This is a genomic window from Blautia massiliensis (ex Durand et al. 2017), assembly GCF_051861785.1.
GTDB lineage: Bacteria > Bacillota > Clostridia > Lachnospirales > Lachnospiraceae > Blautia_A > Blautia_A luti_A.
Window position 1 is genome coordinate 2130212 of the sequence record NZ_CP146725.1, and the last position, 18552, is coordinate 2148763.

General features: G+C 42.7%; 18 protein-coding genes, 1 tRNA gene and 1 pseudogene. 10 read left to right on the plus strand and 10 right to left on the minus strand.

Annotated features, from left to right (window positions below; translation table 11 throughout):
• Nucleotides 1–8 precede the first annotated feature (8 nt).
• The 3 genes from V9W66_RS10225 to V9W66_RS10235 are packed head-to-tail and all read left to right on the plus strand — an operon-like array spanning nt 9 to nt 5067.
• Nucleotides 9–842, plus strand: coding sequence for a carbohydrate ABC transporter permease (locus V9W66_RS10225; protein WP_144093521.1), 834 nt, complete (start codon nt 9–11; stop codon nt 840–842).
• A 28-nt stretch (nt 843–870) separates the two neighbouring features.
• The gene (locus V9W66_RS10230; RefSeq protein ID WP_144093519.1) at nt 871–3330 is read left to right on the plus strand and encodes a GH116 family glycosyl-hydrolase; all 2460 of its coding nucleotides are present in this window, start codon (nt 871–873) and stop codon (nt 3328–3330) included.
• 33 nt (nt 3331–3363) lie between these two features.
• Entirely contained in the window at nt 3364–5067 is a 1704-nt protein-coding gene (locus tag V9W66_RS10235; protein ID WP_144093517.1) for a glycoside hydrolase family 13 protein, read from the plus strand.
• Nucleotides 5068–5377: 310 nt separating this feature from the next.
• On the opposite strand, the pseudogene tnpC reads toward V9W66_RS10235, so the two are convergent.
• Nucleotides 5378–6360 (minus strand): annotated as a pseudogene (gene tnpC / locus V9W66_RS10240) (IS66 family transposase); the annotation flags it as partial.
• A gap of 20 nt (nt 6361–6380) precedes the next feature.
• Between tnpC and V9W66_RS10245 the strand changes: the two are divergent.
• From V9W66_RS10245 to V9W66_RS10255, 3 genes are all read left to right on the plus strand, one after another.
• A complete protein-coding gene (locus V9W66_RS10245) occupies nt 6381–7145 on the plus strand; it encodes an AlbA family DNA-binding domain-containing protein (protein ID WP_420313827.1) in 765 nt (254 codons plus the stop codon).
• 28 nt (nt 7146–7173) lie between these two features.
• Entirely contained in the window at nt 7174–7599 is a 426-nt protein-coding gene (locus V9W66_RS10250) for an ATP-binding protein (protein ID WP_243125570.1), read from the plus strand.
• Between the two features lie 495 nt (nt 7600–8094).
• A tRNA-Arg gene (locus V9W66_RS10255) sits at nt 8095–8171 on the plus strand.
• A gap of 185 nt (nt 8172–8356) precedes the next feature.
• Here V9W66_RS10255 and V9W66_RS10260 read toward each other — a convergent pair.
• From V9W66_RS10260 to V9W66_RS10300, 9 genes are all read right to left on the minus strand, one after another.
• Nucleotides 8357–9751: a site-specific integrase gene (locus V9W66_RS10260; protein ID WP_186292809.1), complete on the minus strand. Its 1395-nt coding sequence runs from the start codon at nt 9749–9751 to the stop codon at nt 8357–8359.
• 20 nt (nt 9752–9771) lie between these two features.
• On the minus strand, nt 9772–9978 hold the full coding sequence (locus V9W66_RS10265; protein WP_005541444.1) for a helix-turn-helix domain-containing protein: 207 nt from the start codon (nt 9976–9978) through the stop codon (nt 9772–9774).
• A gap of 522 nt (nt 9979–10500) precedes the next feature.
• Complete coding sequence (locus V9W66_RS10270) at nt 10501–10740, minus strand: helix-turn-helix domain-containing protein (protein ID WP_144094842.1); 240 nt, start codon at nt 10738–10740, stop codon at nt 10501–10503.
• Complete coding sequence (locus V9W66_RS10275) at nt 10725–11159, minus strand: sigma-70 family RNA polymerase sigma factor (protein WP_144094840.1); 435 nt, start codon at nt 11157–11159, stop codon at nt 10725–10727. The genes V9W66_RS10270 and V9W66_RS10275 overlap by 16 nt, the downstream gene beginning before the upstream one ends.
• Nucleotides 11160–11647: 488 nt before the next feature.
• On the minus strand, nt 11648–12562 hold the full coding sequence (locus tag V9W66_RS10280) for a sensor histidine kinase (RefSeq protein ID WP_014081148.1): 915 nt from the start codon (nt 12560–12562) through the stop codon (nt 11648–11650).
• A gap of 14 nt (nt 12563–12576) precedes the next feature.
• Nucleotides 12577–13383, minus strand: a complete 807-nt coding sequence (locus tag V9W66_RS10285) for an ABC transporter permease (RefSeq protein ID WP_055057437.1) — start codon at nt 13381–13383, stop codon at nt 12577–12579.
• Nucleotides 13376–14296: an ATP-binding cassette domain-containing protein gene (locus V9W66_RS10290; RefSeq protein WP_144094838.1), complete on the minus strand. Its 921-nt coding sequence runs from the start codon at nt 14294–14296 to the stop codon at nt 13376–13378. Before V9W66_RS10290 ends, V9W66_RS10285 begins: the two co-directional genes overlap by 8 nt.
• A gap of 84 nt (nt 14297–14380) precedes the next feature.
• The gene (locus tag V9W66_RS10295) at nt 14381–15046 is read right to left on the minus strand and encodes a response regulator transcription factor (protein ID WP_014081151.1); all 666 of its coding nucleotides are present in this window, start codon (nt 15044–15046) and stop codon (nt 14381–14383) included.
• Entirely contained in the window at nt 15039–15218 is a 180-nt protein-coding gene (locus V9W66_RS10300) for a helix-turn-helix domain-containing protein (protein ID WP_144094844.1), read from the minus strand. The genes V9W66_RS10295 and V9W66_RS10300 overlap by 8 nt, the downstream gene beginning before the upstream one ends.
• 159 nt (nt 15219–15377) lie before the next feature.
• Here V9W66_RS10300 and V9W66_RS10305 point away from each other — a divergent pair, with 159 nt between their 5' ends.
• The 4 genes from V9W66_RS10305 (at nt 15378) to V9W66_RS10320 (ending at nt 18021) form a co-directional block, all read left to right on the plus strand.
• Nucleotides 15378–15734 carry a helix-turn-helix transcriptional regulator gene (locus tag V9W66_RS10305; protein WP_144094836.1) on the plus strand — a complete coding sequence of 119 codons (357 nt, stop codon included), beginning with the start codon at nt 15378–15380 and terminating at the stop codon, nt 15732–15734.
• A gap of 249 nt (nt 15735–15983) precedes the next feature.
• Nucleotides 15984–16313, plus strand: coding sequence for a plasmid mobilization protein (locus tag V9W66_RS10310; RefSeq protein ID WP_144094834.1), 330 nt, complete (start codon nt 15984–15986; stop codon nt 16311–16313).
• Nucleotides 16274–17617 carry a relaxase/mobilization nuclease domain-containing protein gene (locus tag V9W66_RS10315; protein WP_144100482.1) on the plus strand — a complete coding sequence of 448 codons (1344 nt, stop codon included), beginning with the start codon at nt 16274–16276 and terminating at the stop codon, nt 17615–17617. The genes V9W66_RS10310 and V9W66_RS10315 overlap by 40 nt, the downstream gene beginning before the upstream one ends.
• A gap of 71 nt (nt 17618–17688) precedes the next feature.
• The gene (locus tag V9W66_RS10320) at nt 17689–18021 is read left to right on the plus strand and encodes a DUF6050 family protein (RefSeq protein WP_117513598.1); all 333 of its coding nucleotides are present in this window, start codon (nt 17689–17691) and stop codon (nt 18019–18021) included.
• The last annotated feature ends 531 nt before the right edge of the window (nt 18022–18552 follow it).

Below are 18552 nucleotides of genomic sequence, written 5' to 3' on the forward strand. Positions count from 1 at the left end.
ATTTGAATATGAAAGCTAATTGGAAAACGATTTTGTCTAGATGCGTACTATTCGTTATTACAGCGGTAACTGCTATTCCTCTTTTATGGTTGGTTGTCTTGTCCTTTAAATCAGATACCGATATTTTGAATAATCCATTTTCTCTGCCGGAACATATTGATCTGGCCAATTACAGGAGAGCTCTTGATACATTGCCATTATTTAAAATGTTCGGCAATACACTTATTGTTGCAGTATTTGCATTACTGATCAGTCTGGTCTGCACCTTTATGATATCCTATGCGATCACAAGACTGCATTTTGATCATGCGAAAATACCAAATGGCTTGTATTTATTGTTTGTGTCAGGACTTACGATACCGCCATATATTGTTATTTTTCCTATCTATCGGATTATTGTGGCAATGGGGCTGCTGGGAAGCAGGGTGTCCCTGATTTTTCCATTGGCAGCAACAACGATGGCATTGGGAGTTCTTTTAATGGTAGGATTTCTGAGAGAATTTCCGACCGAAATAGAAGAAGCGGCCATTATTGATGGATGTAATATTTATCAAATGTGTACACAGGTTGTATTGCCGATTATTAAGCCGGTTCTGGCAACAGTAATTATTTTTAATGTACTTTATTTCTGGAATGAATACCCAATATCATCCGTACTGGTGAATGATACAAATATGATGACGATTTCACTGGGAGCGTCAATGTTCCGGGGCAGATACAGTATGGATTACAGTGGAATGATTGCAGCTACGGTCATTATCATTGTTCCACAGTTGTTTTTTTATGTTTTCTTTCAGAAATATATTGTTGAAGGTATGACAGCAGGTGCAGTCAAGGGCTAATTATTAATAGAAGGAGAATATCAGATTTATGAAAAAAATATATTCAGATGACGAATTGTTTTGCAATAATGAACAAAAGGCATATTCCGGTGATGCTGGATGTGTGGATTTTCTGTTAGGGGGGATCGGAACCGGAAATGTTTCCCTTGGAGCCAGAGGAAATCTTACAACCTGGCAGATTTTTAATCAGCCGGGACAGCTGAATCGTATGCCATATACTTTTTTCTCTATATGGATGAAACAGGATGGAGGAGAAGCCGTTTCCAGAGTGCTGGAAAGTAAGCTTAATCCACCGTTTAACAGATCACAAGGTTTTTTCCGAAATGAGGTTGCAGGTCTGCCACGTTTTGACAGTTCTGTAATGACCACAAAATATCCCTTTGTTAATATTGAATTTCGGGATGAGGAAATACCTGTTCAGATCAGTCTGGAAGCGTATACACCATTCATTCCGCTTAACGCGAAAGATTCAGGAATACCGGGGGCTTATCTGAATTATAAGGTGAAAAATACTACGAAAGAGAACATAGAAATTTCCATTGCCGGTTCTATGAATAATGCAGTAGGATTTGAAGGATATAATAATTTTTCTTTTATGAAGCATGCTGGTGATAGAGAAAATGAATATCGCAGTGATGATGTTATCCGTGGAATTATGTATACGGGAAAGAATTTTTCAGATAAACATATTACATGGGGAAACATGGCATTATCCACAACAGAGAAAGAAGAATATATTACTAAAAAACCTCTCTGGTATCAGGGACAGTGGACAGATGGTGGAGAAGATTTCTGGCAGGATTTTTCTACAGATGGAAGACTCAACAATGAAAGCATCTATGATCAGGTTGGAAGTAACTGGGCGGAAAAGTCTGATTTCAGTTTTCTGCATTTTACAGATAAAATCGGCTCCTTGTGTATCACCCAGACATTAAAGCCGGGAGAGGAAAAAGTTTTTCCTTTTATTCTCAGCTGGTACTTCCCTAACAGACCCAAGATGTGGATTGAGTTAGACAAAGACAAGCAGGATATCGTTGACGGAAATTATGATGTTACGAAAAACTACTATGCAACCCTCTTCGAGGATGCCTGGAATGTGGCTTCTTATTTAGCCGGTAATGCGGACAGATTGTATGATGAGAGTGCTAAGTTTGCACATGCGTTTTTTGACACAACCCTCCCTGGTTATATACTTGAAGCAGCAGCAGATAATATTACGGTAATGCGGAGTCCTACATGCTTTAGAATAGAAAACGGTGATTTTCTTGGATGGGAAGGTGTAGATGGTGCACTTGGATGCGGTCCCGGAAATTGTACACATGTCTGGAATTATGCACAGAGTGTAGCTGTTTTGTTCCCGGAACTGGAGCAGTCAATGCGAAGGATAGAGTTTGTTGATGAAATACGGGATGATGGATACATGCCATTCAGAGCTTATACGCCATTTGATTTACCACAATGGGAAATGACACCGGCTGCAGATGGACAGCTCGGCTGTATTATCCGGTTATACAGAGAATGGGTTATCAGTGGGAATGACTCTTTGATAAAGGAATGTTGGAATGGGGTCAAAAAGACTCTGGATTATACTTTGAAGGTATGGGATTGTGATGAGGATGGAGTACTGGAGCAGCCACAGCATGTTACCTATGATACAGAGTTGTATGGAATCTCCAGTATGGCAACCAGTATCTACATTGCTGCATTAACAGCGGCAGCTGAAATGGCAGAATTTATGGAGTATGATGACCTGGCAGACCGGTATCGTAAATTGGCAGCGGACGGTGCAGGTAAACTGGATAAGGTAAGCTGGAATGGAGAATTTTATGAGCAGGTATTAGATAATGTGAATGCCTATCGTTATCAGTATGGAAAGGGATGTCTGTCAGATCAGCTTTTGGGACAGTATATGGCATTCAATGCACAGCTGGGTTATATCTTACCTGAAGAACATGTAAAGAAGGCGGTACAGTCTGTTTTTGAGTATAATTTTGTTGAAAAAGCAAAGAAGAATGTACATGCAGAAAGAGCATATATTTTAAATGATGAAAAGGGGCTTACCCCATGTACCTGGCCAAATGGTGGTAAACCGATTTTCCCGTTTGTATATTATGGAGAAGTCTGGACGGGGATAGAATATGAAGTTGCAGCTTTGTTAGTCCGTACTGATCAGGTGAATGAAGCATTAACCATTGTTAAGGCGCTCAGAGACCGTCAGGATGGTTTTAAGAGGAATCCTTTTAGTGAAAATGAATCCGGTTATTACTATACAAGAGCAATGGCATCTTGGGCGGTATACGAGGCTTTACTCGGATATCACTATGACATGCGTAAGCAGGAACAGTCTTTTGAACCGAAGCTGAATGAAGATCATTTTGATGGTTTCTGGTGCAATGGAAGACAATGGGGAGTTGTTCACCAGAGGAAGGATAATGACGGAACCTTGTATCAGACCACAGAGGTATTATATGATGCGGTTAAAATGTAAAGATCAGTGTTTTCTGATCATGGAGGGAGCATAATGGACCATAACGAGCATTGGTGGCAAAAGAGCGTGGTATATCAGATATATCCACGTAGCTTTATGGATAGTAATGGCGATGGAATAGGTGATTTACAAGGGATCATAAGTAAATTGGATTATTTACGGAATCTGGGGGTAGATGTGATCTGGCTGTCTCCCTTTTATGCATCGCCTAATGCGGATAATGGATATGATATTAGTGATTATCAGAAGATTATGGAGGAGTTTGGAACCATGGAGGACTTTGATGAGCTTTTAAAAGAAGCTCATCAGAGAAATCTGAAGATTATTATTGATATGGTAGTGAATCATTCCTCGGATGAACATGAGTGGTTTAAAAAGAGCAAAGCAGGGATAGAACCCTATCGTAATTATTATATATGGCGAAAGGGCGTTGATGGGAAAGAACCCAACAACTGGCGTTCTAATTTCAGTGGAAGCGCATGGACCTACTCTGAAGAACGGCAGGAATATTATCTGCATCTTTTTCATAAAAAACAGCCGGAATTAAATTGGCAGTGTGCGGAATTGAGAAATGAGATTTATCGTATGATGAATTGGTGGCTGGATAAGGGAGTGGATGGATTCCGTCTGGATGTTATTAATTATATAGGTAAGAATCCGGAATTTCCCGATGGAGTCATTGGAAAAGATGGTTTGGGCGATTTTGTACCGTATGCAGTAAACCTTCCCATCTCTCATGATTATATAAAAGAGATGAACAGTCAGGTATGGCATAACAGAGAGGGAATTCTTACGGTAGGTGAGACGCCGTTTGCCAGTACGGATGATGCCGTTCAATATTCCTGCTTGGACAATACGGAGCTGAATATGGTTTTTCAGTTTGAACATATGGATCTGGATAATGCGGAGGATGGCTCTAAATGGTCTGACAGACGTATTCCGTTATTGGAATTAAAGAGAAGCTTCAGCAACTGGCAAAGAAAATTATACGGAAAAGCATGGAACAGCCTGTACTGGTGCAATCATGACCAGCCACGTGTTGTATCTAGACTGGGTAATGATACGGATACATGGTGGAACAAATCAGCCAAAATGCTGGCTACATGCCTGCATTTTATGCAGGGAACTCCCTATGTTTATCAGGGAGAAGAGCTTGGAATGACCAATTATCCATTTTCGGATATCAGAGATTTCCGTGATGTCGAAAGTATTAATGCTTACCATGAGTATACAGAAACCTTACACGTAGACAGCGATAAAATGATAAGTTATCTGAGAAATAAAAGCAGGGACAACGCCCGTACACCGATGCAATGGGATGAAACCGATGAGGCAGGATTTACTACAGGCGTCCCGTGGATGCCGGTAAATCCTAATTACAAAGTGATAAATGCCGCTGCTCAGATTGGTGATGAGGATTCCGTTTATAATTACTATCGCAAACTGATCTCTCTGAGAAAAGAACATCCGATTATCGTAAATGGTGATTTTGAACTTGTGGGAGAGGATGATGCTGATGTCTTCGTATACCTGCGTCATTGGAAGGATCAGATATTATGGGTGGCATGCAATTTTACAGACCGGATGCAGAAAATCGTAAGTCCGTCGTCAAATCATGCAGAATACCGGAAGTGGCATGTGATCTGTGATAATTATAGTCCGTCAGGAGATGCTTTCGAAAAAGATCAAATAGAACTGCAGCCATATGAGGCAGTAGCAGTTCTTGGCAATCCATGATACAGTGTAGAGCGGAAAGTGAAATTATCTGAAATGTAATGAGAGACAAGAGTAATCGGACAAATCCGGTTGCTCTTTTTATTTTGTATAAGCTATAATGTAACTATTCAGACCTCATTCGTAAAACCGCTGCTAACGCAGCTCAAGTTTTACTCATTGAGGTTACTTCGCCATATAAAATTGCTGTTCTGTATGAATGCAAGCATTCACAGAAAGGTAAGTAGGTAATCATCCGTATATTGACATTTTATAAAAGCCATCTGATACTGTTCCTGGCTGTCTGCCAGATTCTCCATCAGATGGCTTTGTATTATTTTTTTAGTTTAGTATGGCAGTATTCCGGAAGATCTTCTGACCATGGAAGCAGTTTCTTTAATTCTTCCTTTTTAGGAAAAGCTCCCATTTTTCTGAGTTCATCCAATATATAAGTCAGATATGCGTATGGTTTCAGATGGTTCAGAAGTGCCGTTTCTGTAATACTATAGACAAGGGCACTGGCATCTGCGCCCCGTATGCTTTTGGCAAACAGTCAGTTACGGCGTCCTACTGCAAAGTCTTTCAATGCACGTTCTGCACTGTTGTTGTCTATGCTGAGATGACCATCTTCCAGATACCGTCTCAGATATACTTCCTGATTAAGCGTATACAAAATGGCATCACCAATAAGGGAAGATCTGTCTACAGAATCTTCCATCGTATGCAGCCATTCAAACATGGCATCCAGTACCGGACGGGACTGTTTCTGGCGCTCCGCATATTTTTCTTCCGGTGTTTTGTCATGGATCATCTCCTCAATCTTATAGAGGATCCCGATCCTTGACATCGCCTGATATGCAACCGTCTCTTTCAGCTGTTCTTTTGTGAAGTCTTTTTTCAATGCTGTGAGGGCTGCATCAAAACGTCGTCTTGCATGGGTAAGGCACCCGCTTACTATGATACCTTCTCCTAAACTGTGATAAGCCTGATATCCATCGCAGGTCAGATACCCATGAAACCCGTCCCTTAAAAAATTACAGGATGATATCCCGTACGGGTCCTTTTATAATCGAAGAGTACCATCTGTGGGGATCCACTGAACTCATCCGTGAGATATACCCACATCCAGTTCTGGGTCGTACCTTTCTGATCTGGTTCTCCGAGTACCTGGATACGGCTTTTATCACAATGGATATATCTGCTTTCCAGAAGTTTTTCTTTCATCAGCTGATACAGCGGTTTCAAGTATCTGTCTGCACAGTTTATGATCCGGTTCGCCATAGTCTTTGTGGAAAGATCAAGATCATATTGATGATAAGACATTAGAAATAGTAGGAATGGATGAAGATAATATATTCAAAACCATGGATGCTATTACAAATGCGATATCTGATTCCTGTGAGCCGAGAATCAGACCGGATGTTACATTACAAACCGTAAATGATAAAACAGTCATTGTTGTTGAGATACTTCCAGGTGCGATGCGCCCGTATTATATAAAGTCGGAAGGAATGACAGAAGGAATTTATATGAGAGTGTCCCGGACAACAAGATCAGTAGAAGGATATATGCTAAAAGAGTTAATTCTAGAAGGTCAAAATCGATATTTCGACAGTGAGCCATGCAGAGAATTACAGATTACAGATGAAGATATTCAAAATCTTTGCAAGATCATGAAGGAAACTGCCATCAAGAACACGTGGCAGGATAGTGAAAAAGCAAAAATTAAAGACATTACAAAAAACACATTATTATCATGGGGAATATTAACAGAAGTTCAGGGAGAGATATTTCCAACAAATGCATATGCTCTTCTAACAGGACAATTGCGGATGCAGCCGATTATACAGTGTGGGTTTTTTAAAGGAAAAGACAGAGCATATTTTGTAGATCGAAGAGAATTTGATGGTCCAATTCAAAATCAGGTAGATGTAGCTTATCAATATGTATTCGAAAAAATTAATATGGGAATGCAGATTCATGGCATTTATCGTCAAGATGTATATGAATTACCAACTGACAGTGTGCGAGAGCTGATAGCAAATGCTGTCGCACACCGCAGTTATCTGGAGCCTGGAAAATATACAAGTAGCAATATTTGATGATCGTCTGGAAGTCACTTCACCAGGAATGCTGTTAAATAATGATTCAATCAAAAAAATGATAGAAGGATACTCCAAACCGAGAAATCCGGCGATAGCAAACGCATTTGCATATATGAAGATTATTGAAAAATGGGGAACCGGTATTCCAAGAATATTCCGTGAATGCAGAGACTATGGTTTGCCTGATCCAGAACTTATTGATTTTGATGGTGATTTTCGAGTGAATATGTATCGGAATAATACAAATAAAGCTTCAAATGAATCTTTAAATTCAGATGAAGCAGTAATAATGGCTATGATTAAAACGAATCCACAAATAAGTCAAAAAGAAATGGTTACAAAATCTGAATTTTCAAGATCAAAAATTCAAAGAATTTTAAAGGTCTTACAAGGAAAAAAAGTACTCTATCGAGAGGGTGCAAGAAAAAATGGTTACTGGAAAATTCTATAAATTTGCCAGTCAAAAACGCATGGACAAACCGTCGCGTATGCGTTATATTATTTATAGACAAGAAAATATCTTGTACTTATGATAGAAAAGTTTAATTGAATACTGTTTACCATGATCGAACGTACGAAGCATGGTGGTCATATAACAGATGTCGATGGTAATATCAAGGCATTCCCCGATTATTAGCTGGAGCAAATAATCAGCTAACTTTCAGAGCTTTACGGAGCTTGACAGAGGGGGTATTCAGAATAACTCGAATTGAATCGGAAACAGTTTTATATAGTGTCCCATATGGGTTTACCTTACTTCAGATTGACAGAGAGTGACAATAGGTTGGAGCTCTCCTAAGCGGCAGATTGTTCGATTCCTTCGAGCAGTAAAAATTGCATAAATCTTAAAAATGTCTCAGTAGCTCAGCTGGATAGAGCACACGCCTCCTAAGCGGCAGATTGTTCGATTCCTTCGAGCAGTAAAAATTGCATAAATCTTAAAAATGTCTCAGTAGCTCAGCTGGATAGAGCACACGCCTCCTAAGCGTGGGGTCGGAGGTTCAAATCCTCTCTGGGACGCCAGAAAGCACCGCTGCAAGCCTTTTTTCGGGGTTTGCAGCGTTTTTTTTCCTCCTTCTCCCGGTAATTTCACTTCCGTTACCGGGAGATTTTTATACGCCGCATGATGTATATTTGCTAATTGGACTCGAACGCTTTTCAGAAATTTGCTAAGAAAATTCTGCGTTTTGCTAATTCGATTTTTCGGATCACTTTGCCGGGGCTTGCGCTGCTATCAGGGCTGCGAGCGCACTTGCAAGCTCCGGCGACTTCTGAAGTTGCTCCACAAGGCTTTCAAGGTCCAGGGTCGCAGGCTCCGATTTTGCCGGTTCTTCCGGCGGACGGACATTGCGGAGATCAGGCTTGGCATAGAAGGCTGTCTCAAATTTCTGAGCATTGACCTTTCTATCCTCGTCCAGAATGTGAGCATAGATACTGGTTATCATGTCGATCTCGGCATGGCCTGTATCGCCCTGGGTGGCTTTCAGATCGCCGTGGTTCAGTTTCAGCTTGTAGGTGGTACTGGAATGACGGAGAGAATGAAAGACCACCTTCGGCAGCCCTGCGTCCTCACGGAGCTTTGCAAACTCTTTGAGGATGATCCGATCCTCGCAGGGGCGGCCATTGGGAAGTGCTACAACCAGATCGAAGTCCTGATACTCGTCACCCAGGAAGCCTTTCAGCTCGTCCTGGGACTTTTTCCATTCTCGCAGAATATAGGCAAGCGTTTTCGGCAGCCACACCTTACGGATACTGGAATCGGTTTTCGGCTTTTTCAGAACAATTCTTGTGCTGGTGTTCGGCATGAGCGGAGTGAAGATGTAATAGATATCCTTCTCACCCAGCGTTTCAATCGCCCGTTTGGAAGCCCGTGTCAGCTCCTTGTCGATGTAGACATAGGCATTATCCGCCGCAATATCTTCATCGGAAATATGGACGTTCTCCCAGGTCAGCCCCAGGATTTCACCCATACGCAGAGAGCAGGCAAAGGAAAGGTTCATTGCCACATAGAGCTTGCTGTCCGTGCATTTGTCCAGGGCAAGACGGATCATATCCGCCGTCCAGATATCCCGTTTCGCATACTCCGTTTTAGGGAGAATCACATTGTCAAAGGGATTTCTTGCAATGATTTCCCATCGTACCGCCTGCTTAAACGCACACCGCAGGAGCTTGATGATCTTTTCAATGGTCTTGTCGCTGACATAGGTGGTAACAGCCTTTCGGGTCTTGGTAGACACCGACTTGGTTTTCTGCAAGGTCTGGATATAACCGTCAACCGCACGGGGAGTAACCGCCTGTACCTCCATATCACCGATGATCGGATTGATATAGTTTGCAATCAGAGCCGTTTGGCTGTCATACATAGACACGCCCCATTTCTTTTCTCCGTAAAGAGATACGAAGTCATAAAGGAACTCGGTGATCGTCTGATTGCTTGGAGGGAGAAAAGTTCCCGTGTGCTGCTGATTTTCGATTTCCGCCTTGCGCTTCAAGGCCTCTTTGTGGGTATGCCAGGTTTCCCACTTCTGTTTGGTTTCTCCGTTTTCATCCACATAGTTGTAAACAACGGAATAGTTTTTCTTTCGCTTGATTATAGATGCCATATCGTTCTTCCTTTCTTGGATCACAGGTCGAGGGAGTCAAGCCACTCGTCAAATGACCGCTTGGAAATGCGTATGGCGTTACCAATTCGCACGATTTTGAAGTGCCCTTCTTTTACAAGGATATATGCGGAAGTTCTTCCGATACCCAAAATTTGAGCAATATCGTCAACCGTATATGTCCTTCTTTCAGGGGTTTCTTTTTTCGTGCCGTTCCATGTTTGAGACATGAGAACCCCCTTTCAGTTATGAAAAGGAACAGCACGAATATGTGTGGGTAATATAACTTCCACTATTATTTTACCGTGCTGCTCCGTGTTTGTCTGCTGCTAATTGAAAAGTTTACGATCTATCCATAAACTTTCAAAAAAGAAAAGTAGGCTTACGGACGGCTGCTGGCACAGCTCCACGGGAGTCTAACCCCGGCCCATGCTGATGGGTGCGGCGCACAATGCTTTGTGGGCGTTCAATGCGCGAGTATCTTTGACCCTGCCCGTGTGTCATCGCCCGCAAGCTGCCACGCTTGCTTTGCGGTCTGGTGCTGTTCGCTCGCCCGTTACAGTGGTCCCGTCCTGCGGACTTGAAACGAGGTCATGGCGCACCGGCCGTATGGCTCGGCACAAACAGGAATGTATCCGTTTGCCTTATACTGCGGCGTTGGCCTCCCAACGGGCTTTCTTTGTCAAAGAGCATTGAGCCTCATTGCCGGACCGTTGGGACAAGGAAAGGGAGAGAAACTTGTCCCGCAGGTTTTAGACCGGCAGTACCTTAAAGCCCGTCACGATGCTGTGGATCAGCTTCGTTTCCAGCCTAAGCCGCATATTTTCATCGACATACAGGTAGGTATTCCCGTATTCGTCCTTCAGCGGCCTGGTGGCAAGAGCTCGGATGTACTTCTGATAGTGAGCGACCACGGCGGCAAGGGCGTCCTCGTCGCCGTTCACGGCTGCCAGGATCACAGGCACCGGGATAGGTTTCACTTGTCCGGCCATTCAAATCCCTCCTTCATCAGATATTCGCGCAATTCTTTCAGCGTAGTAAGGCGCCGCTTCGATACGGTCTGATGGACGATGTTCAGCTTGTCGCTGATCTCACGGTCCGTCATGCCCAGGAAGTAGGACAGCAGGATCACATCCCGCTTGCCCTCCGGCAGTTGTGCCAGAGCGTCGGCCAGAAGATTGCCGGTCACGACGACCGGAAGCCCCTGCACATCAAAGACATGCTCGTCCATGAAGTGCTTGTCCCATACGGCGGTCTGCTCCAGTTCGGAAGCTGTCAGCTCACCCAGGGATTTTTCCTGGTCCCGGAGGCGGGCATATTCACGCTGGATATACCGGGCCTCATTCTTCAAAACCTTGACGCAGAAAGCGCCAAACTGATTCTGAATACGCTGCTCATAGGAGTCTTTCATTTTCTCACCTCCCTTCGCGCCCGCAGGTGCGGGGTGGTGACTTCCTCCCTTTCGCCTCAGTAATGCAAGGCTTGCGTTTTTGGCAACCGCAAAGGGAAGAAAATTTTTATGAAAGGCTCCGCTGGGTGGCCGAGGCTCGCATAAACAGAAAAATGCGCCCATCTGCAAGACGCAGACAGGCGCAAGGGAATTATAAAAAGTATTTAGATGATTTGACAGTTCATATATGAGGGTAGAAGTGTCCCCGGCGGTGGACGAGCTTTTTTTGATAAGCTGAAATGTGCCGTACTTTGTCGATACGCTCTATATATATCATGGCGGCTACCTCCATTAGCCGCCGTTTTTACGGTGTTAGGGTCGTCGTAGACTTGCCGATAGGCAAAAAGAAGCGGCGGCTCTGAAAATCAAAGCCGCCGTAATTTAGAAATGGCGCGTGAAAATACCTCTGCTTTGCGACGGCTTTTTTTCTTTTGCCGTCGTCCGGCAGATTATTTTTTTATGAGTAAGGGCGAAAAATCAATCGTAATCATAAAATTATGGTCATGTATTTCAATTATTGGATTTGTACAATTCATCATAAGTAATAGCTTTTTCACAATGTAAAGTCCTTGTCCAGACGTACCATTACTTCTTGAAACATCTGCTACATAAAAGCGTTCCAACAGTTTTGAATATTCTTCTGTAGGAATAGATGCAACAGGATTTTTAATACAGAGTTGTACAGAATCTGCAATATTAATTAGTTGAATTACAACATTATTTGTAGTGGATGTTACCGCATTGAATATAAGATTTTGTATAATACGAATACACGCCTTTCTGTCAGCATTAAGATAGATGTCCATATTAGGTATTTCTATTTGGGGTTCAATTCCATTAACGCTGAAAATCGAATAATTGTCTAGCAGGATTTCAGTAAGCAATGAGCATAGCTCAACCTTTTCATAGTAAAATGGATATTGTCCTGCTTCTAAAAGAGAGATTTGATAAAAGTCATCTATGAGACGTTCTAATCTCAATGCTTTTCCGGATAATGCTGAAATATATTCCGCTCTTTTTTCATCAGGCGCACTTGATAGAAGTTGCAAATATCCGCGAATGGAAGTTAGTGGTGTCCGTAAATCATGAGAAAGGCAAGAAATATTCTCTTTTAATTCATTCTCCTTTTTTTGAATTTCGCCCAGATAAATATTATCTTTTGATACAATCTGATTTATGATTTCAACCAAATGCTCTAACCGCCTATCAGATAAAGACACTGTAACTAACTTTTTCGTTTTCCTATTCAGAATAGCATTTAGTTGGACGATTACTTTATATATCTGTATTTTCCAGTTAATTAAGGAAATTGAAAGAATAATGACCAATGCTATCAGAACAAGAAACATAATCGCCCAACCCATATTCTACCTCCCTTTTACTTGATTTCTTTTCTAATCATAATAAGACCGCCAACAATCAAAAGAGAAATGCACCCTATAAAATAGAATGGTAAGTGCTCAATAATACCCATTGTGCGACAAGAGCTAAAATTCATCCAATAGTACATCGGATTTCCATATACAAAAAATTTTAAGGGTATTGAAACCGTCTCCATATCACTCCATAGCATTAAGTAAACAGACGCTCCACTGAATACATATAAGCAGCAAATCCCTGTTACAATCCCTGTATTTTGAATAACGACACATAAAAAAATAGAAATGCTTTCTAATGCTAATAAAACCGTTCCGCAAGCAAGAGCCCATCCCAAAAGGTTTATTACTTCACTCGCAGTTGGAATGTAACCGGATTGTATGATTTCAATAACGAAAAATGTAGCTACAAAAATCAGATACGTTATCAGAGACACCACCAATATTGTAATCGCTTTGGTGTAGTAGAGAATAGTTCGTTTAGTGCCGTATGCAACAGATAACTTGATTGTACCCGTATTATATTCTTTTGTAAAAAATATGGTTGCAAATAAAATGCCAATAATCCAGAAAAAGGCTGTATATGCAAGAGATGAGCGGGCAACAGTTTGAAACGTTGGTATTTCACTAGATAGATAACACTTAGCTTGAAATCCGATTACACTTTCTGTTCCATCTCCGGCTCCAAAAAAAGTCATGTCACCAAGTGCAAAAGAGACCATTATAACCGCCGCACATACGCCTAATATAGTTATCAATATCTTTGAGTGACGCAATTTATAAAATTCAGCTTTAAAATGGTTAATCATTTTGGCACCCTCCTATCAAATTAGTGTAATAAGTTTCAAGACTATCTCCAGATTGTGCTAACTGATAAATCGTAATGTTATTTGCACTTAGCAACGCTGATACTTTTCCGGCATTTTCAACATAATCATATAGATGAATACTCTTGTCTGGCATAACAGAAAAATTTGAAGTATTCAGTTTGCTTTCCAATAAAACACTAGCAGCAGCTACATCATTCACTTGCAACAACAAATGCTTTTTGCAGCGTTTGTCTAACTCTGTAGCGGTAATTTCCTGTAAAAGTTTCCCCTCATGTAAGATACCATATCTATTTGCTAATTGATGAAGTTCCGTGAGAATGTGACTTGAAATCAAAATAGTGATTCCACGTTCTTTATTTAGACTTTTGAGTAAGTTTCTTAATTCGATAATTCCAGTAGGGTCTAGTCCGTTAATTGGTTCATCTAGTACGAGAAATTCAGGATTTCCAAGCAAAGCGATTGCGAGAGCTAGTCTCTGCCGCATACCCAAAGAGAAATCTTTTGCTTTTTTCTTTCCGGTATCTTTCAAACCAACTAATGCTAAAGCATTATCAATGCAACCTTTTCCTGGAATACCGCGTTGCAAACGTTGTACCTCCAAATTTTCATAGGCTGTCATATCAAGATAAAGAGAAGGGCTCTCAATAATACAGCCAATGCGCTCACGCTGCTTTGCAAGTTTCTTATTGCTTTCACCGAATAAAGCAATTTTGCCAGTAGTAGGTTCTGCCAGTCCGGTTAGTAAACGAATCATTGTTGTTTTACCGGCACCGTTTTCTCCGATAAACCCATAAATATCTCCTTGCATTACAGACATAGATACTTGATTTAGGGCTAGTGTATTGCGATACTTTTTTGTGATGTTGATAGCTTCAAAAACTGTTACGTTCATATTTTCACAGCTCCTTTCTTGTTATTTAGTATCGCAGACAATTCCTTGAATAATCTAAAGGTAAAGCTAAAGATTATCTAAAGCTCACTTTGCAAATCGGTAACCCAAGCCCCATATGGTCTTAATTCGGCAGCCTTCGCCCTTTAATTTTTTTCGTAAGTTACTTATATGTGTGTTAATGACATCATTATCCCTTGCAAATGGTTCTTGCCAAATACTTTCATAAAGATTTTGCTTAGAAAAAACTTTATCAGGATATTTCGCCAGTAGTTCTACAAGTTGATACTCTTTTGCTGTAAGCACAATAATTTCGTCTGCAACAGTAACTATTTTTGAAGATGTATTAATGGAAAGTTCTCCAAAGGTCAAACAAAGATTGGGAGTATCTTTTTGACTTCTTAGCAAATTGCGTTCAATTCGCGCTAGTAATTCGTCCAAATCAAACGGCTTTGTTAAATAGTCATCAGCACCCAAGCGTAGCAGTTCAACTTTGTTGAATGTTAAACTTTTTGCAGAAACAACAATTACAGGTACGTCTGAAAATTTTCTGATATTTCTAATTAACTCATCTCCACTGATAAAAGGAAGCATTAAATCTAAAATAATTAAATCCGGGGATAATTCTTTTATACGTTCAATCGCATTTGCACCAGTAAGTGTGAAGAAGACTTGATAATTGTACTTTTCCAGATGGTCTTTTATCATAACGCAAATTTCTTTATCATCTTCGATAATTAAAACATTATTCATGTTGAAACTCCTTTCTGCGTCTATCAGTCGGCTTTTCCGCGTCCTTTGGTATCAGCCACATACTGCCAAATTTTGAAACGCCCGGTATGCGCTCCCCCTCACAAAGTTTCTGCACCCGTCTTTCAGAAATGCCCCATTTTTTTGCTGCTTCGGGGCAGGACATATATTCCATCTTCATCCATCCTTTCTCCAAACGCTATCAGTATAATTATATACGGGAAGGCGTACAATATCAAGGTCGCAAATATGAATTATTTTAGCTAATAAAGGGAATTGTATAGACATATCCAGAAAGAAAGATGAACAGTAAAATGTAAATGGGTGAATAAATATGGCAAAGAGACCAGTACAGAAAATAAACTTTAGCCCTTATGGGGCAGCAATCAAAACAGCAAGGACGGGACAGAAAGAATCCCGGAACAAAGTGGGCGATGAGATGTATCTTTCTCCCCGCTACCTCGCTAATATTGAGAACAAGGGGCAACATCCGAGCCTTCAAATTTTTTTGGAGCTCATGTCCCGTTATCACATCTCCGTGGATCAATTTCTCTTTGGGGACACGGCAGATGGGAAATCCACGGTGCGCCGGCAGCTTGACGCCCTGGCAGATGAATTGACCGACCGGGAGATCGGGATCATCATTGCCACCGTACAGGCTGTGTTGAATGCCAGAGAAAAGGGGGAGTGACCATGCTCCCGGCACAACTGAATAGGAACTGACAGGCGCTATGAACGGATAAGTTTGTAGCGTTTTTCTTTGCGTTTTGGTAGCCAAAGTGAAGGTTTTGGTATTACTTAGGTACGAGAAAAGAAACGGTAGCAAGCACAGCAAGCGAGTACCCGCTTGCGAATTTTGAGATTTTCAGGTCCCTTGCCCGAAAATTCAAAAATGCTTGTTGGGATAATCCCAAACCCTTATGAAGAACGGAGGTGGCGCATGGCAAACAGAAAACGGAATATCCAGATGAAATTCTATGTCACGGAGGATGAAAAACGGCTCATAGACGAAAAAATGAGCCAGTTACCGACACGCAGATATGGCGCCTACCTGCGGAAGATGGCGATTGACGGGTATATCATCTATACGGACACCGCAGACATCAAGGTATTTACCAAAGAGCTTTCCGCCATCGGTCGGAACATCAACCAGATTGCCAAGCGTGTCAACGCCGGAGGTCCTGCGTATCAGACCGACATGGACGAGATACGGGAAAGGCTGGATGAGATATGGCAGTTACAAAGACGCATCCTATCAAGTCAACGCTGAAAGCGGCCATTGACTATATCTGCAACCCAGAAAAGACGAATGGAAAGCTGCTTGTATCCGCCCATGGCTGCGCCGCCGAAACCGCGGATATCGAATTTTCCTGGACCCGCCGACACGCCATCGACAAGGGAACAAACCTGGGCCGCCACCTGATCCAAGCCTTTCAGCCTGGGGAGGTCACGCCGGAACAGGCCCATGAGATCGGCATGGAGCTCGCAAAAGAAATCCTGGGCGGCAAGTATGAGTTTATCCTTACCACCCACATAGACAAAGATCATGTTCATAACCACCTGATTTTCAATGCGGTCAGCTTTGCGGATCACAAGCATTATCATTCCAACAAGCGGAGTTATCACTATATCCGCCGCACCTCCGACCGGCTTTGCAAGGAACATGGTCTGTCTGTCATTATTCCTGGACAGGACAAGGGCAAGAGCTATATTGAACATCAGGCCACGCAGAACGGCACCAGCTATAAGGCAAAGTTGAAAGCTGCCATTGACCGACTTCTGCCAGCCTGTTCCAATCTGGAAGAACTGCTTCGCCGCCTGCAGAGAGAAGGTTATGAGATCAAGCGCGGCAAGTATATCTCTGCCAGAGCACCGGATCAGGAACGGTTCACCCGTCTGAAAACGCTGGGGGTTGACTACACCGAAGAAGCCCTTACCGCCCGGATCGCCGGACGATCCAGACCTTCCCGCCAACCGAAACGGCAGGACGGAAAGATCAGCCTGCTCATTGATATCCAGAATAACATCAAGGCACAGCAGAGCGCAGGCTTCACCCATTGGGCGAAGCTGAACAATCTGAAACAGGCCGCCAAGACCATGAATTTCCTGACCGAACACGGGATCGGCAGCTATGGAGAACTGGAAAGCAAATTGACCGCAGTATCTGCACGCAGGGATGCCGCTCATGCAGAGATCAAGCGGGTAGAAAGCAGAAGCACCGAACTTGCCCTTGTGATGAAGCACGCCGGAACTTACCGGCAGCTAAAACCGCTCTATGACCGATACCGCAAATCAAATGACAAAGAAAAGTTTCTGCGGGGGCATGAGAGCGAGATCATTCTTTTTGAAGCAGCCGCCAGAGAATTGAAACGGCTGGGGGCTGTGCCGCTGCCGACAACGGAAAGCATGAAAACGGAGCTTGCTAAGCTCAACACAGAAAAGGAACGGCTCCTTACGGAGTACAAAACCGCAAGAACCGAAGCCCAGGAATACGATACCGTCAAGCAGAATGTGGAGGCGCTGCTGGCCGTTCCAAAGGAACAGGAACAACAGCGGCGGCATGAACTGGAATAAATTTCTTTGAAAGACGCTGGGCGTAGCTCCCGGCATCCTGTATAATGGAACTGCAGAAGGAGGTTTTACCGATGACAAGAAGCGAAGCAATCAAAGCATTTTTCTTCAAAAGTGTACTGCCCGTGATCGTGGCACTGATCCTGTATTGTATCTTCAAATCCGCCTGCATGAAGAACGGAGAGCTTGACTATGTATGGCTCTGGATACTCTGCGGGCTGCCGTTTGGCCTCCATCGGATGTGCCTCTGGATCGTGCCGGGCGGCGGCTCCCTGGGTGGAGGGATCGCCCTGTTTGCATTGAACTTTATTATCGGTGGTGTGATCGGTGGTTTCGTTCTGGCCTGGCGGCTTATTGTGGCGGTGTGGTATGTGCCGCTGACGGTGTACCGGCTGATCGTTGGATGATTTTCTTGCGTCATGGAAATATGGAAAACTGCCGCTCGTGCCGATGGAAAAACCATTCACAACCTGATGGAAAAAGACAAGCCTTTTCCCACAGGCCTGCAAACAGCTTTCCCACAGCCTCGCAATTCTGACAGTTTACGCACATTCCCACAACGCCTACTGCGGCGGCTATCCATCCTTTCCTATCCAATCCTAATGAGAAAATACTATGGAAATTCCTTTTCAACGGAGGTACAATTTGTACCCCTGTTCAAACAACAGAACCGTGTTAAAGTAATTTGATGATAGCAAAAAGAAAAAGCGGGAGTACAGCCAATCGGATGAACCGAAAAGCTGTACTCCCGTTTTGTGTATCAGAAAGTGTTTGGAATCGAGCCATTTTCTCTATGTGCCAGCAAGCAGACCGACACATGAGGAATCATAAAGGCTCCCTTTGAAAATACGAATACAGGGAATTATTCTGCGTTTTTCGCCCCCTTATCTTCACATATTTTAGACCGTTTGGAATTGTAATGCGGACAAGCGACCAGA